Raw genomic sequence first — 16,086 nt, forward strand, 5'->3', positions numbered from 1 at the left:
ATGGCTACCCAAGAGAAGCAACCGTTCCATTGGCATGGCGCCATTGAAAAGAACATCACGCTGCTCGGCGTCCTGTCGCTGCTGGTGGTTCTGGTGGGCGGCATCGTGGAAATCGCGCCGCTGTTCTGGATCGACAACACTATCGAGAAGGTGAAGGGCGTTCGTCCCTACACCCCGCTCGAACAGGCCGGGCGCGACATCTATGTCCGCGAGGGCTGTTATCTGTGCCACAGCCAGATGATCCGTCCGTTCCGTGACGAGACCGAACGCTATGGCCATTACAGCCTTGCCGCCGAATCGATGTATGACCACCCGTTCCAGTGGGGCTCGGAGCGTACCGGGCCGGATCTGGCCCGCGTGGGCGGCAAATATTCCGACGCTTGGCATGTCCAGCATCTGACCGCGCCGCGCAGCGTTGTGCCTGAATCGATCATGCCCAACTATGCCTTTCTGGCAAAGAACGAGCTGAAGAAGCCCGATATCGCCGCCGAGGTGAAGGCCCTGTCGATCACCGGCGTGCCCTATACCAAGGACGATATCGCCAAGGCCAAGGACGACCTGATCAACCAGGCCAACCCCGATGCCGACAACACCGACCTGCTCAAGCGCTATCCCAAGGCGCAGGCCCGCGATTTTGACGGCAATCCGAAAAAGCTGACCGAAATGGACGCGCTGATCGCCTATCTGCAGGTGCTGGGCACCTTTGTGGATACCGAAAGCGCCGCCGCGCAGGAAGCTCTGGCCAAGGAGAAGGGACGGTGAACCAGACCGAAACCTATCAGGCCCTGCGCCAGTTCGCCGACAGCTGGGGGCTGCTGGCGATGACGATCAGCTTTGTGGTGCTTTGCGCTTGGCCCTTCCGCCCCGGCGGGCGGAAGAACAGCGACGAGGCCGCCACCATGATTTTCGAGGAGGACGATCATGTCCGCACCTGAGAATGAACATGCCAAGGAGCACGGCGGCCCACGCGTGGACGAGCCGACCGGCACCGCCACCATGGGCCATGAATGGGATGGCATCGAGGAACTGAACACCCCGCTGCCCACCTGGTGGCTCTACACGTTCTATGCCTGTATCGTTTTCGCGATCGGCTATTGCGTGGTCTATCCGGCCATTCCGGGCATCAAGGAAGGCAGCCACGGCACCTTCGGCTGGACCAGCCGTGGCCAGCTCGCCTCGGAAATGGATGCGGCCAAGGCGGCCCGCGCGCCGGTTCTGGCAGCGCTCGACGCCACGCCCATCGAAGACCTGCCCAAGAACCCGGAACTGCTGGCCAAGGCGGTTGCGGGCGGCAAGGCGGCCTTCAAGGTCAACTGCGTTCCCTGCCACGGTTCGGGCGCGGCCGGTTCCATCGGCTATCCCAACCTGAATGACGATGACTGGCTGTGGGGCGGCACGCTGACCGACATCCAGACCACGCTGGAACATGGCATCCGCCAGCCCGGCGATGATGCCACCCGCACCAGCATGATGCCCAGCTTTGGCCGCGACGGCATCCTGAAACCCGCCGATGTGCAGGACGTGGTCAGCTATGTCCGCCAGATCTCGGGCCAGGAACCGGGCAATGCCTCGGCTCAGCGCGGCGCGGCCCTGTTTGCGGCCAATTGCGTGGCCTGCCACAATCCCGATGGCAAGGGCAACCGCATGTTCGGCGCGCCGAACCTGACCGACAAGGTCTGGCTCTATGGCGGCAGCCGCACCGCGATCACCGAAACGGTGACCAATGCCCATGCCGGCGTGATGCCTGCCTGGGGCAATCGCCTCAGCCCGGCCACGATCAAGATGCTGGCGGCTTATGTCCACAGCCTTGGCGGTGGTGAAGCCTTTGCCGCTCCGGCGGCCCCTGCGGCGGAAACCGCTGCAAGCACAGGACAATAACTATGACCAACATGGACCCCAAAGGGCTGACCAGACAGCCTCCTAAGCGGCTCCATGCGGAAACTCAGGCCGTCCACCCGCGTGCGGTGGACGGCCGTTTCCGGCGCCTGAAATGGGCGGTGATGACCTTCTGCCTCGCCGTCTATTACATTACCCCGTGGCTGCGCTGGCACCGCGGGCCCTATTCCCCCGATCAGGCGGTGCTGATCGATCTTGAACACCGCCGCTTCTATATGTTTGCGATCGAGATCTGGCCGCAGGAGTTCTACTTCGTCGCGGGCCTGCTCATCATGGCCGGGATCGGCCTGTTTCTGGTCACATCGGCGGTGGGGCGCGCATGGTGCGGCTATGCCTGTCCGCAAACGGTGTGGACCGACCTGTTTCAGCATGTCGACCGCCTGATCGACGGCGACCGCAATGCGCAGATGAAGCTGGCCAAGGCCCCGTGGGGCCCGGCCAAGATCGCGCGGCGGCTGGGGAAATGGAGCATCTATCTGCTCATTTCCATTTCGACGGGCGGCGCATGGATCTTCTATTTCGCCGATGCGCCCACGCTGGCGCGTGAATTCGTCACGCTTCAGGCGCCCTCCATCGCCTATTCCACCGTCTTTGTGCTGACCTGCACGACGATGTGGTTCGGCGGCTTCATGCGCGAACAGGTGTGCATCTATATGTGCCCCTGGCCGCGCATTCAGTCGGCAATGCTGGACGAGAAATCGCTGCTGGTCACTTATAAGGACTGGCGCGGCGAACCGCGCGGCAAGAAGAGCCCGACCGGCGCGCCGCTGGGCGATTGCATTGATTGCGGGTTGTGCGCGGCGGTTTGCCCCACCGGCATCGACATCCGCGAAGGGCCCCAGATCGGCTGCATCACCTGCGCTTTGTGCATCGATGCCTGCGACGGGGTGATGGAAAAGACCGGCCGCCCGCGTGGGTTGATCGACTATGTGACGCTGGAGGATTCGGCCCGCGAGCGGCAGGGCCTGCCCGCAACGCCGCATTGGAAGCTGATCTGGCATGCGCGCACGCTGATCTATCTGGGCATCTGGTCGGCCATCGGCGCGGCTCTGCTCTTCGCGCTGGGCACGCGCCAGCACCTGTCCATCGCGGTCAGCAAGGATCGCAACCCGCCCTATATGATCCTGTCCTCGGGCGAGATCCGCAATGCCTATGCGGTGCGCTGGAAGAACATGGAAGGTCGCCCGCGCAAGATGCAATTGACGCTGGATGGCCCCGCAGGCGCGAAAATGTGGAGCGAGGACATGGCAAAGGAGATGGCCGCGCGCGATTTGACGCGGATCATTCCCGCCGACACCACCGCTCCGCTAAGGATCTATGTGACGGCGCCGGTCGGAACGCATGAGGGCAAGCTCAGCTTTACTCTTCGCGCGCTGGATCAGGACGGCGGCGAGGTGAGCTATGCAACGCGCTTTGACGCGCCCGATGAAGACCACGACTGAACCTTAAGAGGAGTACCCCCGCCATGACTGCTCCTGTGACGCCTGCTCCTGCCGCCCGCCGCGCTTTCCGGTTCACCGGATGGCATATGACCATGATCCTGGTGGCTTTTTTCGGCATCGTGATCGTCGTCAACGTCTATATGGCCACCCTTGCCAGTCGCAGTTTCAGCGGCGTGGTGGTCGATAATTCCTATGTCGCCAGCCAGCATTACAACACATGGCTGGACGAGGCGGCGAAGGAAAAGGCGCTGGGCTGGCAGGTGAGCGCGGTGCGGCAGGCCGATGGCCGCGTCGCGGTCTCGCTGATCGGTGAGGCTCGCCCGCAAAACGCCGTGCTGGGCGGCGAGGCATGGCACCCGCTGGGCCAGGAAGCGGACCGCACCGTATCCTTCCGCAAGGCGGGCGACGGGCGCTGGATCTCGATCGATCCGCTGCCCGAAGGCCGCTGGCGCCTGCGGCTGAAGCTGGACGGCGATGATGCCGCCGGCCATCACGCTGTTCGCCTGCAGCAGATGCTCTGACCAAGGACGCATGAGATGGCCAGCGCCCCGCCCCTGACCCAAAGCGAGAGCATCGAGACCACCACGCTGGTGGTTCCGGGCATGCATTGCGCCAGTTGCATGGGCAAGGTCGAGCGGGCGCTGGGCGCTTTGCCCGGCGTGCAATCGGCGCGGGTCAATCTGACCGCGCGGCAAGTCAATGTGGCGCATGACGCGGCGCTGGGCGTGCCCGATCTGGTGGGCGCGCTGGTCGCCATCGGTTTCCCCAGCCAGCCTCGCGTCGAGGATCTGGCCCCGCCGCCCTCTGCGGTGAAACCCTTGCTGGCGCCGCTGGCGGTGGCCGGTTTTGCCTGCATGAATGTCATGCTGCTCTCGGTCAGCATCTGGTCGGGGGCCGAAGGTTCGACGCGCGATCTGTTTCACCTGCTCTCGGCGGCTATCGGCATTCCCGCGATTCTCTATGCGGGGCGGGTGTTCTTTGCCTCGGCATGGGGGGCGCTCAAACATGGGCGCACCAATATGGATGTGCCGATCTCCATCGGCGTGATCCTGGCGACCGGCCTCAGTCTCTATGAAACGCTCAACCATGGCGCCGAAGCATGGTTTGACGGCACGCTGATGCTGCTGCTCTTTCTGCTGGCGGGCCGAGTGCTGGACGCGATGATGCGCGACCGGGCGCGGGCCGGGGTGGATGCGCTGCTGCGTCAGGCCGCGCCCGGCGCGATGGTGGTGGCCAAGGGAGCCATCGATTGGGTTCCTGCGCGCGATCTGCTGCCCGGCATGGTGATGCGCGTGGCCTCGGGTGAGCGTCTGGCCGCCGATGGCGAGATCGTGAGCGGCGCGAGCCGTTTCGACCGCAGCCTGCTGACCGGTGAGAGCGCGGCGGTGCCGGTGGCGCAGGGCGATGCGGTTCATGCGGGCATGTTGAATATGGACGCGCCGGTCGATGTGCGCGTGACGGCGGCGGGTTCGGACACGACCCTTGCCGAAATCGCGCGCACGATGGAGGCAGCGGGCCAGCATCGCAGCGCCTATGTCCGCATCGCCGACCGGGCGAGCCGCCTTTACGCGCCCGCCGTGCATACGCTGGCGGCGCTGACCTTTGTCGGGTGGATGGTGGCGGGCGCGGGGGCCTATGAGAGCCTCAAGATTGCGATTGCCGTGCTGATCATCACCTGCCCCTGCGCGCTGGGACTGGCCGTGCCGGTGGCGCAGGTGGTGGCCGCGGGCGCGCTGATGCGGCGCGGGATCATGGTCAAGGATGGCAGCGCGATGGAGCGCATGGCCCGCATCGACCGCGCTTTGCTGGACAAGACCGGCACGCTGACGCTGGGGCGCCCTACGCCTGATCCGCAGGCTTTGGATGCTCTGCCCGCGCAGGCCGCGCAGGTCGCCCTCGCGCTGGCCAGCCATTCGCGCCATCCGCTCAGCCGCGCGTTGGTCGAGGCGCTGGGCGCGCGGGGCGTGACGGCGGCGGAGCTGACACAGGTCGAGGAAGTGGCGGGGCAGGGCGTTCATGCGCTCTGGCACGGCGGCCCGGTGGCGCTGCGCCGCCCGGATGGGGCGACCGCCGGCACCAATGGAAGTATGGCCAGCGCGCTGGATATCGAAGGTATGCCGGTGCGCCTGATCCTGTTTGCCGACCGTTTGCGCCCCGATGCCAATCAGGCGCTGGGCTGGATGCGCGCCATGGGGGTCGAGCCTTCGATTCTGTCGGGCGATGCCATGGGCGCCGTGGCCGAGGTGGCCCGCGCCACGCATATGACCGCGCAAGGCCACGCCAGCCCCTCCGACAAGCTGGAGGCGATCCAGCGTTTGCAGGGCGCGGGGCATCATGTGCTGATGGCGGGCGACGGGCTGAACGATGGCCCCGCCCTGGCCGCCGCCCATGCCTCCATCGCGCCGGGCACGGCCAGCGATGTCGGGCGGCAGGCGGCGGACTTTGTGTTCCTCTCCGATTCGCTGTTGGCGATCCCGCGCGCCATGGCGACTTCGCGCGCGACGATGCGCGTGGTGCGGCAGAATTTCGTGCTGGCGATTGGCTATAATGTGCTGGCCGTGCCAATGGCGATGGCGGGGCTGGTTACGCCTTTGATCGCGGCGGTGGCGATGTCCACCTCTTCGCTGATCGTGATCGGCAATTCGCTGCGTCTGGCGATGGCGGCAAGGGAGCCAAAAGCATGACCGGACTGGCTTTTCTGATCCCTGTGGCCTTGCTGATGGGGCTGACCGGGCTGGCAGCCTTCTTCTGGTCGCTGCGCAATGGCCAGTTCGAGGATCTGGATGGGGCCGCCGCGCGCATCCTGATCGATGACGAGGAATTGCCCGTGGAAACGAAGGGGGAGCGCGGATGAGGCGGATTTCGCTCTTTGCGCTGATCGCAATGGCGCCGGCGGTGTTCAATGCGGCCCCGGCGGCGGCGAAGGGGGCGATTGTCGCCGCGATCTGTTCGGGCGACGGGGTGACGCGCAGCATCTCCGTGCCGGTGGGGCCGCAGGATGTTCCGGGCAAGCAGACCCCCGGCTGCTGTGTCAAGGGATGCCATGGCGGCGAGCGCAAGCGCACGGGAAAGAAGTGCTGCTGAACTTTTTTCACCCTTGATCGCGCGCAAAGAAAACCGCCCGGCGCGCGGGCATTACGATCTGCATGTGGCCTTATCATCCTGAACTGCTGGAACGGCCTGTGCCGCGTTACACCAGCTATCCGACCGCAGCGGAGTTCACGCCTGCCATTGGCGCGGATGCGCTGGATGAAGCGTTGCGCGCCACGGTGGGCGAGGTCTCGCTCTATATCCACATTCCCTATTGCGAGCAGATCTGCTGGTATTGCGGGTGCAACACGGGCGCATCGGGCAAGAGGCAGCGGTTGGCTTCCTATCTGGACGCGCTGACGCGGGAGATCGCGATTGTCGGGCCGCGTCTGGACGGGCGGATCAAGGTGCGCCGCATCGCCTTTGGAGGGGGCAGCCCCAATGCGATCAGCCCGACCGATTTCGTCCGGCTGGTCGATGCGATCACCGTGCATTTCAGCCTGGACAATCCCGTCTGGTCGATCGAACTCGATCCGCGCACGCTGACGCAGGATTGGGGCGATGTGCTGAGTTTTGTCGGCATCACGCGGGCGAGCCTTGGCGTGCAGACCTTTTCGCCTACGTTGCAGGCCGCGATCGGTCGCATCCAGCCGGGCGAGATGATCGAGCGCGCCACCACCATGCTGCGCGGGGCAGGTGTCAATTCGCTCAACTATGACCTGATGTATGGCCTGCCGGGTCAGGATTGGGACATGGTGGAGGAGAGCCTGTCGCGCGCCTGCGAACTGGGCGCGGATCGTATCGCGCTCTTTGGCTATGCCCATGTGCCGCATATGCTGCCGCGCCAGCGCCGGATCGACGCGCAGAACCTGCCGGGTCAGGACGAGCGTTTCATGATGGCCGCGCGCGGGCATGATTACCTTGTCGATGCGGGCTATCAGCCGGTGGGCTTCGACCATTTCGCGCTGCCCGGCGATGCTATCGCGCAGGCGACAGTCGCGGGGCGGCTCCATCGGAATTTTCAGGGCTTTACCGAGGATACAGCACCGGTTCTGATCGGGCTGGGGGCTTCGGCCATTTCCTGCTTCCCCGACCGGATCATCCAGAACGAGAAGAACGCGGGGCGCTATCGCATGCTCCTCTCGCAGGATCGGCTGACGGGCGTTGGCGGCATTCGCCGCAGCGCCGACGACCAAAAGCGCGGTGCGATCATCGAGGCGCTGCTGTGTCAAGGGGAGGCGGACATCGGCGGCGAACTGGCGGCGGCTTTGCGCGGTTCTCTTGCGCCCTTCATCGAACGGGGGCTGGCGCGGCTGGAGGGCGGGCGTCTGGCGATTTTGCCGGGCGGGCTGCCCTATGCGCGCACAATTGCGGCTTTGTTCGATCCCTACCGGGTGGATTCAGGGAAGAAGTTTTCTTCGGCGGTTTAATTGGGTTTTTGGGGGTTGTGCCTCCGGCGGGTTAAGGGCGGGGGCCCTTAACAATCCCGATATTGTCATGGTGGCGCTATGGGGTCGACCATTGGCGTCGGGTGCGGGGTTTGGAATTTAAAGCCTGCGGCGCCGATCAGCGCAATATCGCCGCGCCGCAGGCTTTTGCAACCATCGCACAACACACTCCATCGTCAGCCTCACGCACCCCAGTAACGGGATTGCAAAGGGACAAGTCCCTTTGCCCGCCGGAGGCATAAAACCCCAAAACCCAATAAAAAGATGGGCGGCATCCATAAAGGAAACCGCCCAAGGTGGGGAGAAAGCCTTAAAGTCTGGGGGGATTTCCAAAAGAAAACCCGCCGGTCTTGAGGTTTGATTAGCGAAAGCCGCCGCTCCCCACCTTGATCGTTGTCAAAAGATGATGGGCAATCTGCCCTGCCTTACGATTTTGTGCCGCGCGCCAGTTCGGCCAGTGTTTCGGGGCCGAGGACCTGGGGCAACTGGCTGGGTTGTTTCGCGCCCTTGGGATACCAGACGTAGAGCGGCACACCGGCCGCGCCATGGGCAGTCAGATATCGCGTGATCGCCGGATCGCGGCGAGTCCAGTCGCCCTTGAACACTTTGACGCCCGCTTTGGCGAAGGCTTCGCGGGTTTCCTCGCGCTCGATGGCGACGCGTTCGTTGACCTTGCAGGTCAGGCACCAGTCGGCGGTGAAATAGACGAAGGCGGGCTGTCCGCTGCCCAGCGCGGCGCCCAGGGCGGCCTCGCTGAAGGCCTGCGCGCCCAGCAGGTCGGCGCCTTCATCGCCGGGGTGCTGGATCGTGCGCGGCATGATGACCGCCGCCGCCACCGCGCCCGCCGCGATCAGGCCCAGCGCCTTGACGCCCCGGCCCAGACCCTTGCGCTGTCCATCGCCCAGCATGGCCAGCACCGCGATCAGCACGATGGCTAGCACGAGGCAGAAGCCCGCAAAGCCATTACCGCCCAGCCGCGAAGCCAGCCACAGCAGGCCCAGCGCCGTCAGCCCCATCGGCACCGCCATCGCGCGGCGGAACCAGTTCATCCATGCCCCCGGACGCGGCAGCGCGCGGCGCAGCGCAGGCACAAAGGCAATCGCCAGAAACGGCAACGCAATGCCAAGGCCCAGCGAGGCGAACAGCAGCATCGCCGCCGGAACCGGCAGCAGCAACGCCGCGCCCATCGCGCTGGCCATGAAGGGGCCGGTGCAGGGCGTGGCGACAAAGGCCGCCAGCAGGCCGGTGGCGAAGGCCGAGCGTGAAGAGCCCGCGCCATGCGAGGCAAAACCCGGCACCGAAAATTCAAACAGGCCCAGCAGATTGGCCGTGATCGCCACCGCCAGCATCAGCAGCGCGGCGACCACGCCCGGCTCCTGCAACTGAAACGCCCAGCCGACCTGTTGCCCTGCCGCGCGCAGCGAGAGCAGCAGCGCGCCCAGCAGCGAGCAGGCGACGATCACGCCAGCAGAATAGAAGATCCCCTCGGCGCGGGCCTCGGCCTGCGATTCGCCCGCGCGGGCCAGTGAGAGCGCCTTCAAGGAGAGGACCGGAAACACGCAGGGCATGATGTTGAGCAGCAGCCCACCCGCCACCGCGGCCAGGATCAGCCATGGCAGCGCGGGCAATTCCGGCCCCTTGCTCTCGCCCGTGGCGATAGGTTCGCCATCGGCGGGCACGGCGCCCTGCGTGGCCGACACCTCAACCCCATCGCCCGCGCTGTTCAGGCGCAGCACGCCTGACAGATCCTTCAACGCCCCTTGGCCCGCGCGTTTCAGCGTGACGATCAGCATGTCGCCCTTGCGCGAGAAGCTCTGCGGCGCGGCATAGGCGACGGCGTTTTCCGAGGCAGCGAAGAAATGCGGATTTTCCACCTTGCCGCTGGCGGGGAAGGGGATGGCGAGGCGCAAAGTATCGCCCGCAATCGCCCAATGCGCCGCCGCGCCCAAAGGCGCGGGCAATTTCGCGCGCCATGCATCAAAGCGCGGATCGGAAGGCCCCTCGCCGCTCGCCCGCGTGATCTTCAGCACCGTACTCATCTCGCCCGATTCGGGCACGCACATCGTATCGGTGCAGGCCAGCCAGTCGGCCTTGAGTTTCAGAGGAATCTCGCTGCCCGCCTTTGCGTCCACCGGCACCGTATAGGGCACCAGCAGTGCGAAATCGGATTGATAGACATGGTTCATCAGCCCGGAAATCAGCAGGGTTTCGGGCACAGGATAGGAGGGCGCCCCCGCCTTGCCCGGCCCCGTCCATGTCAAAACCGTGCCAAGGCCTGCATCGCCGGGGTTCTGCCAGTATCCGTGATAGGTCTTTTCCGGCGTGAAATGCACCGCCAGCGTCACCGTGCCGCCCGGCGCGACGCCATGTTCGGCGATCAATTGCGCGGCAATATGGTTTGCGCCCGGCGCATCAGCCGCCCGCAATGGCGCGCAAAATCCCAAAATCGCCAAGCATAACAGGATGCCTTGCCATAAAGGCGCAACATGGCGATGCAAGGCGGGGGCGGTCATCAATCGTCTTCTCCGTCGGGGGGCAGGCAGATCGGCTTGGGGGCAAAGGTGGTTCTCGCACTTGCGAAAATCGCGCCCACGCGCCATCACCTACCCCTGCCGCCGATCGAAACATTTTGCAAGGAAAGCCCCGTGGCCCGATCCATTGCCATTTCTCATAAGTCGTGTCTTGCCGCATTGGCGCTTTGTCTGGTCGCCGCCCCGGCCATGGCCAAGGAGGCCCCCGCCGCCGATGCGCCCCAGACTGAGGTCAAACCGGCCGCGCCCAAGCTGATCGTCGCCATTTCGGTGGACCAGTTCAGCGCCGATCTGTTTGCCGAATATCGCGAACATTACACCGGCGGCCTTGCCCGCTTGCTGAAGGGCGCGGTGTTCCCCGCCGGTTTCCAGAGCCACGCGGCCACCGAAACCTGCCCCGGCCATTCGACGCTGATGACCGGCGCCCATCCGGCGCGCACCGGGATCATCGCCAACACCTGGGTCGATCTGTCGGCGGCGCGCGCGGAAAAGAAGGTTTACTGCGTCGAGGATGAGAGCAAGCCCGAAAGCTCGACCGCCAAGCCCTTCGTGTCCTCGGTGCATCTCAAGGTGCCCACGCTTGGCGAATGGGCCAAGAAGCAGTGGCCCGCCAGCCGCAATGTCGCCGTCTCCACCAAGGATCGCGCCGTGGTGATGATGGGCGGGCATCAGATTGACGCGGCCTTCTGGTATGATCGCGGGGCCTATACCAGCTTTGTCGGCGCGCCTCTGCCGCCCGAAGTGTTGAAGCTCAACGATGGCCTCAAGGCGCTGCTGGCCAAGGGTGCCCCCGCGATGGCGGTTCCGGCATGGTGCGCCGCGCGCGACCGCGCGGTTCAGGCCGGATCGGTTACGGTGGGCACGGGCCGCTTCGTGCTGGACCCCAAGGGCAAGGTGAAGCCTGCCGATCAGCTGCGCGTTTCCCCGCGCGCCGATGCCGCAACGCTTGATCTGGCCGCCTCGCTGCTCACTTCGATGAAGCTGGGCAAGGGGACCGCTCCCGACATTCTCTCGGTCAGCCTTTCGGCCAATGATTATGTCGGCCATGCCTATGGCACGGAAGGGCTCGAAATGTGCATCCAGCAGCATGAGCTGGATCAGAAGCTGGGCGCTTTCTTTGCCAAGCTGGATGCATCGGGCGTGGATTATGCCGTGATGCTTTCGGCCGACCATGGCGGGATCGACCTGCCCGAACGCCTGCGCGAACAGGGCGTGCCCGAGGCCGGGCGCGGCGATGCTGCGCTGAGCGGCGAGGTGCTGGGCCGCGCGATTGCCGCAGAGTTGGGCATCACCAAGCCCCTGCCTTCGTGCAATCCGGGGCCGGATGTGGCGGGCAATATCGTCTGCTCGGACGGCGTGGGTGGCGATTACTGGATCAGCCCGCAATTGACGCCCGAAGAACGCGCCAAGGTCAGCGAGAAGCTGGTGGCCCGTTTGAAGGCTCATCCGCAGGTCGAGGCCGTCTTTACCGCCGATGAGATCGCCGCGACCCCATACCCCCATGGCCATCCGCAGGACTGGAGCCTGATCCAGCGCGCCCGCGCCTCGTTCGATCCCACCCGTTCGGGACAGGTCTATGCGGCCCTGAAGCGCGCGATCATCGCCATGCCCAAGGCCGGGCCGGGCTATGTCACCACCCATGGCAGCATCTGGGACTATGACCGCCGCGTGCCGATGATCTTCTGGCGCAAGGGCATGAAGGGCATGGAGCAGCCCCAACCGGTCGAAACGGTTGATATTGCGCCCACTCTGGCCGCGCTGATCGGGCTGAAAGTGCCCGAGGGCGCGTTCGACGGGCGCTGTCTTGATGTTGACGGTGGCCCTGCGGACACTTGCCGCTGAGGCATAACAGGCGTAGCGGGATGGCATGAACAGCCATCCCGACTCCGCAACGCTTTTGCCGTCCAAAGATCTGGTTATTCTGGGGGGCGGCCTTGTCGGCATGACGCTGGCCCTTGCCGCGGCGAAACAGGGCATCACCTCGCATGTCGTCGAGCGTGAGGACCCCGCCGATCTGACCGCCGAGGGCGTCGATGGGCGCGCCTCGGCGATCAGCGCGGCAAGCTGGAACCTGTTTGCCAATATCGGCCTTGGCGATGTGCTGGCCCCGCTGGGATGTCCGATCGACGCAATTGCCGTGACCGACCAGCACAAGCCCGGCCGCATTGATTTCCGCCCCAAGGCCGACGAGGGCACGCTGGGCCGGATGTATTCCAATCGCGATATCCGCCTCGCTTTGTTCGAGGCCGCGCGCCATGAGCCGAATATCGCATGGCATACCAAGGCCGATGTGGTGAAGCGCGAACGCGGGCCGCATGGCGTGTCGGCCACCTTATCCGATGGCCGCGTCCTGCCGGGCAATCTGCTGATCGGGGCCGAGGGGCGCCGCAGCCCGACCCGCGAAGAGGACGGCATCGGCCTTGTCGCGTGGGACTATCACCATACTGCGATCGTCACCGCGCTGGCCCATGACAAGCCGCATGACAATGTGGCCTGGGAAATTTTCTATTCGGCGGGGCCTTTTGCGCTGCTGCCCTTGCTGGACCTGAAGGAGCCGACCGCTTCGGGCCGCGTGCATCGCAGCGCGCTGGTCTGGACCGTGCCGACCAAGGATGCCGCCGGGGTCAAGGCGCTGTCGGACGGTACGTTTATTGCCGAAATCGAAAAGCGGATGCAGGGCATGTTCGGCGGGATCGAGCTGATTGCAAAGCGTATGGCCTATCCGCTGACCTATCAGAACGCCACGCGCATCGTGGGCGACCGTCTGGCGCTGGTGGGCGATGCGGCGCATGGGATGCACCCGATTGCGGGGCAGGGGCTCAACCTTGGCCTGCGCGATGTGGGGGCCTTGGTCGAGGTGCTGGCCGAAAGCATGCGCCTTGGGCTGGAGCCGGGCGATGCGCAGGTTTTGAAGCGTTATGAAAACTGGCGCGCGCTGGACAATTTCACAACGATGAGCGTGATGGACGGCATCGTGCGCCTGTTCGGCGTGCCGGGGCGCACGGCAAGTGCGGTTCGGCGGCTTGGCATGGGCACGGTGCAGCGGATGCCAAGCCTGAAAACCTTCTTCATGAACGAGGCGCGCGGCCTTTCGGGCCAGCTCCCCAATCTGCTGCGTTAAGGTTTGACTGGCGAGGGCGCGGGGGCCGGAGACGGCGTTGCCGACGCCTGAACCCCGGCAACCGGCGCTCCGCTGGCCTGCGTCGCAGGAACCTGCGCAGGCCCGGCCAGCGGGCTGGCCTGTTCGATCAGCCGTCCCTGACCATCGCGCAGGCCCTTGGGTTCGAGCAGCGCGGAGGTATCCAGCGCATCGAGCGCATGCATCGCGGCGGCATAGCGCTGTGCGTCCGTAATCCAGCCCTGCGCCGCCTTGGCCCCCGGCAACAGGCGCACATCCGCAATCGCATCCTCGATCCGCCCCTCACGCAGGCACAGGCGTGCATGATCGAGCCGCACCTTGGGATCGGGCGCGGCGGGGCGCGTCTCGCTGTGCAGCACGAACAGGCCCGACAGATCGCGCTGGACCTTGGCCCATGTGCTTTGCTTTTCCTCCGGCCCGGTCAATTGCGGGGCCAGAACATCGAGCTGCGCCGAAAGCCGGTCCTGCGTGATGGGCGCGCGGCCAAAGGCGATCACGCCATTGACCACCTGCGGCAGCGCCTCGCCAAAGCGGATGCGCAATTGCCCCTCCAGATAGCCCAGCGGCGTGCCCCGCTCGATGGCGCGGCGGGTGGCGATGGAGACCAGCAGCGCCTCGGCCCGCCCGGCCTGACCGCTGGCCAGCGCGGCCTGCGTTTCAATCGCGCGCAGCTTTTGATCGAGCGCGACGATGCGCGCATTCATCTGCGCCTCGTCCAGCGGATTGATGGCCGGGGCATTGGGGGTCATCATCGGCATGATGCCATGATGCATCCAGCCCATCTGCCACCCGGCAAAGCCCGTCACCCCCGCGCCCAGCGCAAAAACCAGCGCAAAAGCGACCGCCCGCCCGGCGCAGCCCGCCCGCTTGGCGGCGCGTGGCTGATTGGGATATTCCTCATTCATTGTCCGGCCAGACCCCCATCTAAACCAGTGCCATGCAAACCCGTTTCAGTCTGGCACGTTTGCCGCGCCAATGCCAGCATGGCGGCATCGCTTGGCTCCGATGCGGTCAACACATCGCGCCAGCCCCCCGTTTCGTCGCAGATTTGCGCGACGCGCGGCCCGATGGTGATGGCGACGATCCGCGCCCGAGACAGGCCCAGTCGGGCGCATTCGGCAACAAAATGGCGCGCAGCCGCGCCCGAATGCAGCATCACGATTAGGCCCGGCAGCGCCGCCACTCCCATCAGCCGCGCCAGCTCCATCGGCATGGGCGCGGGCAGGCTGGCATAGACCACCCGCTCTTCAACCGTCACGCCGGGGGGAGGGCAGAGCGTCACCCGCTCCTCGCCCGAGAGGCGCAGCAGGCGGGTATGGCCCGAAACCTTGTCCAGCACATCCTGAAGCCCGCCGCTGCCCTGCCCCGCCACGGCCAGCCCGCGCGACACGGCCGCCTGCGTCGTGACATCGCCCACGCAATAGGCCGGTTTGCCCGCATAGGCGTCCAGACCCTCGCCGCCATGGCGCAGCGCATTGGCGCTGCCCAGCAGCAGGGCGTCGAAAGCATCGGGCGCGGGCGCATCCCATTCGCGCGCCGCCGTGATGAACAGAGGAAAGGCATAAGCATCCAGCCCCAACGCCACCGCTGCCTGCAACGATGCGCTGGCGCCCGGTTCGGGGCGCAGGATCACGATGGGGGGATTCATGAGGGCGTAACGGCTCCGGAAAAATGCATGGCAATCGTATCAGGCGCCCGTGACAGGAGATCGGTGGCCAGAGCGGCAATCGGGCCATGGTCGAGCGGGGCAAAAGCAGTCTGTCCGTCGATTCGGTCCGCGCCATTGGGGCTGAACAGGCTGGCTAGCAGATGCCAACTGCCGGATTGCTGAACGGTGCGCACGGCGATGGCCGAATGGCATGTGCCGCCGAGCCCTGCCAGCAAGGCGCGTTCGGCCAGCACGGCGATGCGGCTGTCGGCATCGTCAATCGCGGCCAGCAACGCGCGCGTGGCGGCATCGTCGCTGCGGCATTCGATGGCGATGGCCCCCTGGCCCGGCGCGGGCAACCATTCGTCAGCCTCCAGCGGCGTGCCCGCATCCCCCTGATCCAGCCGGTTGAGGCCCGCCATGGCCAGCAAGGTGGCATCGGCTTCCCCCGCCGCCAGTTTGCCAAGGCGCGTCGCGACATTGCCGCGAAAGGGCACAATTTTCAGATCGGGCCGCAAATTCAACGCCTGCGCCGCGCGGCGCGGCGCGCTGGTGCCCAGCCGCGCCCCATGGGGCAGGGCTGCGATGCTCTGTGCGCCGACCAGACAATCGCGCACATCCTCTCGCGGGAGAATCGCCGCGATGGTCAGCCAGTCAGGGCGGATGGTTTCCACATCTTTCAGGCTGTGGACCGCAAAGTCGATCACGCCTTCGTGCAGCCACAGGTCCAGCTCCTTGGTCCACAAGGCTTTTCCGCCAATATCGGCCAGTGGGCGGTCGAGCACCTTGTCGCCGCTGGCCGTGACGGGCACGATTTCCACCGCGCTTTCGTCCCAGCCATGGGCGGCGCAAAGCCGGGCGCGGGTCTCATGGGCCTGGGCCATGGCGAGGGGGGAGGCACGGGTGCCGAGGCGCAAAATGCGGATTTGGGTTTCTGGTGATTCAGGCATGG

The 16,086-nt window shown here is 65.6% G+C and carries 15 protein-coding genes; 11 read left to right on the forward strand and 4 right to left on the reverse strand.

Features of this window, described 5'->3' with window-relative positions; genetic code table 11:
• The 9 genes from ccoO to BGP00_RS21940 all read left to right on the forward strand — a co-directional run bounded on the left by ccoO (position 1) and on the right by BGP00_RS21940 (position 7,798).
• On the forward strand, positions 1–762 hold the full coding sequence (gene ccoO, locus BGP00_RS21900) for a cytochrome-c oxidase, cbb3-type subunit II (protein WP_168604318.1): 762 nt from the start codon (positions 1–3) through the stop codon (positions 760–762).
• Entirely contained in the window at positions 759–935 is a 177-nt protein-coding gene (locus BGP00_RS21905; RefSeq protein ID WP_168604319.1) for a cbb3-type cytochrome c oxidase subunit 3, read from the forward strand. Before ccoO ends, BGP00_RS21905 begins: the two co-directional genes overlap by 4 nt.
• On the forward strand, positions 922–1,878 hold the full coding sequence (gene ccoP / locus BGP00_RS21910) for a cytochrome-c oxidase, cbb3-type subunit III (protein ID WP_292689014.1): 957 nt from the start codon (positions 922–924) through the stop codon (positions 1,876–1,878). The genes BGP00_RS21905 and ccoP overlap by 14 nt, the downstream gene beginning before the upstream one ends.
• A gap of 11 nt (positions 1,879–1,889) precedes the next feature.
• The gene (gene ccoG, locus BGP00_RS21915) at positions 1,890–3,338 is read left to right on the forward strand and encodes a cytochrome c oxidase accessory protein CcoG (protein ID WP_168604425.1); all 1,449 of its coding nucleotides are present in this window, start codon (positions 1,890–1,892) and stop codon (positions 3,336–3,338) included.
• Positions 3,339–3,361: 23 nt separating this feature from the next.
• On the forward strand, positions 3,362–3,859 hold the full coding sequence (locus BGP00_RS21920; protein ID WP_292689016.1) for a FixH family protein: 498 nt from the start codon (positions 3,362–3,364) through the stop codon (positions 3,857–3,859).
• Positions 3,860–3,874: 15 nt separating this feature from the next.
• Positions 3,875–6,022, forward strand: coding sequence for a heavy metal translocating P-type ATPase (locus tag BGP00_RS21925; RefSeq protein WP_292689018.1), 2,148 nt, complete (start codon positions 3,875–3,877; stop codon positions 6,020–6,022).
• Positions 6,019–6,192, forward strand: a complete 174-nt coding sequence (ccoS, locus tag BGP00_RS21930; RefSeq protein WP_292689020.1) for a cbb3-type cytochrome oxidase assembly protein CcoS — start codon at positions 6,019–6,021, stop codon at positions 6,190–6,192. Before BGP00_RS21925 ends, ccoS begins: the two co-directional genes overlap by 4 nt.
• Positions 6,189–6,422 carry a hypothetical protein gene (locus tag BGP00_RS21935; RefSeq protein ID WP_292689022.1) on the forward strand — a complete coding sequence of 78 codons (234 nt, stop codon included), beginning with the start codon at positions 6,189–6,191 and terminating at the stop codon, positions 6,420–6,422. The genes ccoS and BGP00_RS21935 overlap by 4 nt, the downstream gene beginning before the upstream one ends.
• Before the next feature lie 62 nt (positions 6,423–6,484).
• Complete coding sequence (locus tag BGP00_RS21940; protein ID WP_292689024.1) at positions 6,485–7,798, forward strand: radical SAM protein; 1,314 nt, start codon at positions 6,485–6,487, stop codon at positions 7,796–7,798.
• A 443-nt stretch (positions 7,799–8,241) separates the two neighbouring features.
• Here the strand turns inward: BGP00_RS21940 and BGP00_RS21945 are convergent, their stop codons facing one another.
• Positions 8,242–10,242, reverse strand: a complete 2,001-nt coding sequence (locus BGP00_RS21945; protein ID WP_292689026.1) for a protein-disulfide reductase DsbD domain-containing protein — start codon at positions 10,240–10,242, stop codon at positions 8,242–8,244.
• Positions 10,243–10,536: 294 nt separating this feature from the next.
• On the opposite strand from BGP00_RS21945, the gene BGP00_RS21950 reads away from it, so the two are divergent.
• Together BGP00_RS21950 and BGP00_RS21955 are read left to right on the forward strand one after the other, a co-directional pair.
• Positions 10,537–12,189 carry an alkaline phosphatase family protein gene (locus BGP00_RS21950; RefSeq protein WP_292689028.1) on the forward strand — a complete coding sequence of 551 codons (1,653 nt, stop codon included), beginning with the start codon at positions 10,537–10,539 and terminating at the stop codon, positions 12,187–12,189.
• 25 nt (positions 12,190–12,214) lie between these two features.
• Positions 12,215–13,468, forward strand: a complete 1,254-nt coding sequence (locus tag BGP00_RS21955) for a UbiH/UbiF/VisC/COQ6 family ubiquinone biosynthesis hydroxylase (protein WP_292689031.1) — start codon at positions 12,215–12,217, stop codon at positions 13,466–13,468.
• On the opposite strand, the gene BGP00_RS21960 is transcribed toward BGP00_RS21955, so the two are convergent.
• Genes BGP00_RS21960 through hemC form a run of 3 tightly spaced genes read right to left on the reverse strand, consistent with a single transcriptional unit; the run spans position 13,465 to position 16,084 of the window.
• On the reverse strand, positions 13,465–14,391 hold the full coding sequence (locus BGP00_RS21960) for a hypothetical protein (RefSeq protein WP_292689032.1): 927 nt from the start codon (positions 14,389–14,391) through the stop codon (positions 13,465–13,467). The genes BGP00_RS21955 and BGP00_RS21960 overlap by 4 nt on opposite strands.
• Complete coding sequence (locus tag BGP00_RS21965; RefSeq protein ID WP_292689034.1) at positions 14,388–15,134, reverse strand: uroporphyrinogen-III synthase; 747 nt, start codon at positions 15,132–15,134, stop codon at positions 14,388–14,390. Before BGP00_RS21965 ends, BGP00_RS21960 begins: the two co-directional genes overlap by 4 nt.
• A complete protein-coding gene (gene hemC / locus BGP00_RS21970; protein WP_292689036.1) occupies positions 15,131–16,084 on the reverse strand; it encodes a hydroxymethylbilane synthase in 954 nt (317 codons plus the stop codon). The genes BGP00_RS21965 and hemC overlap by 4 nt, the downstream gene beginning before the upstream one ends.
• Positions 16,085–16,086: the final 2 nt, after the last annotated feature.

Source organism: Novosphingobium sp. 63-713, from assembly GCF_001898925.1.
Taxonomy (GTDB): domain Bacteria; phylum Pseudomonadota; class Alphaproteobacteria; order Sphingomonadales; family Sphingomonadaceae; genus Novosphingobium.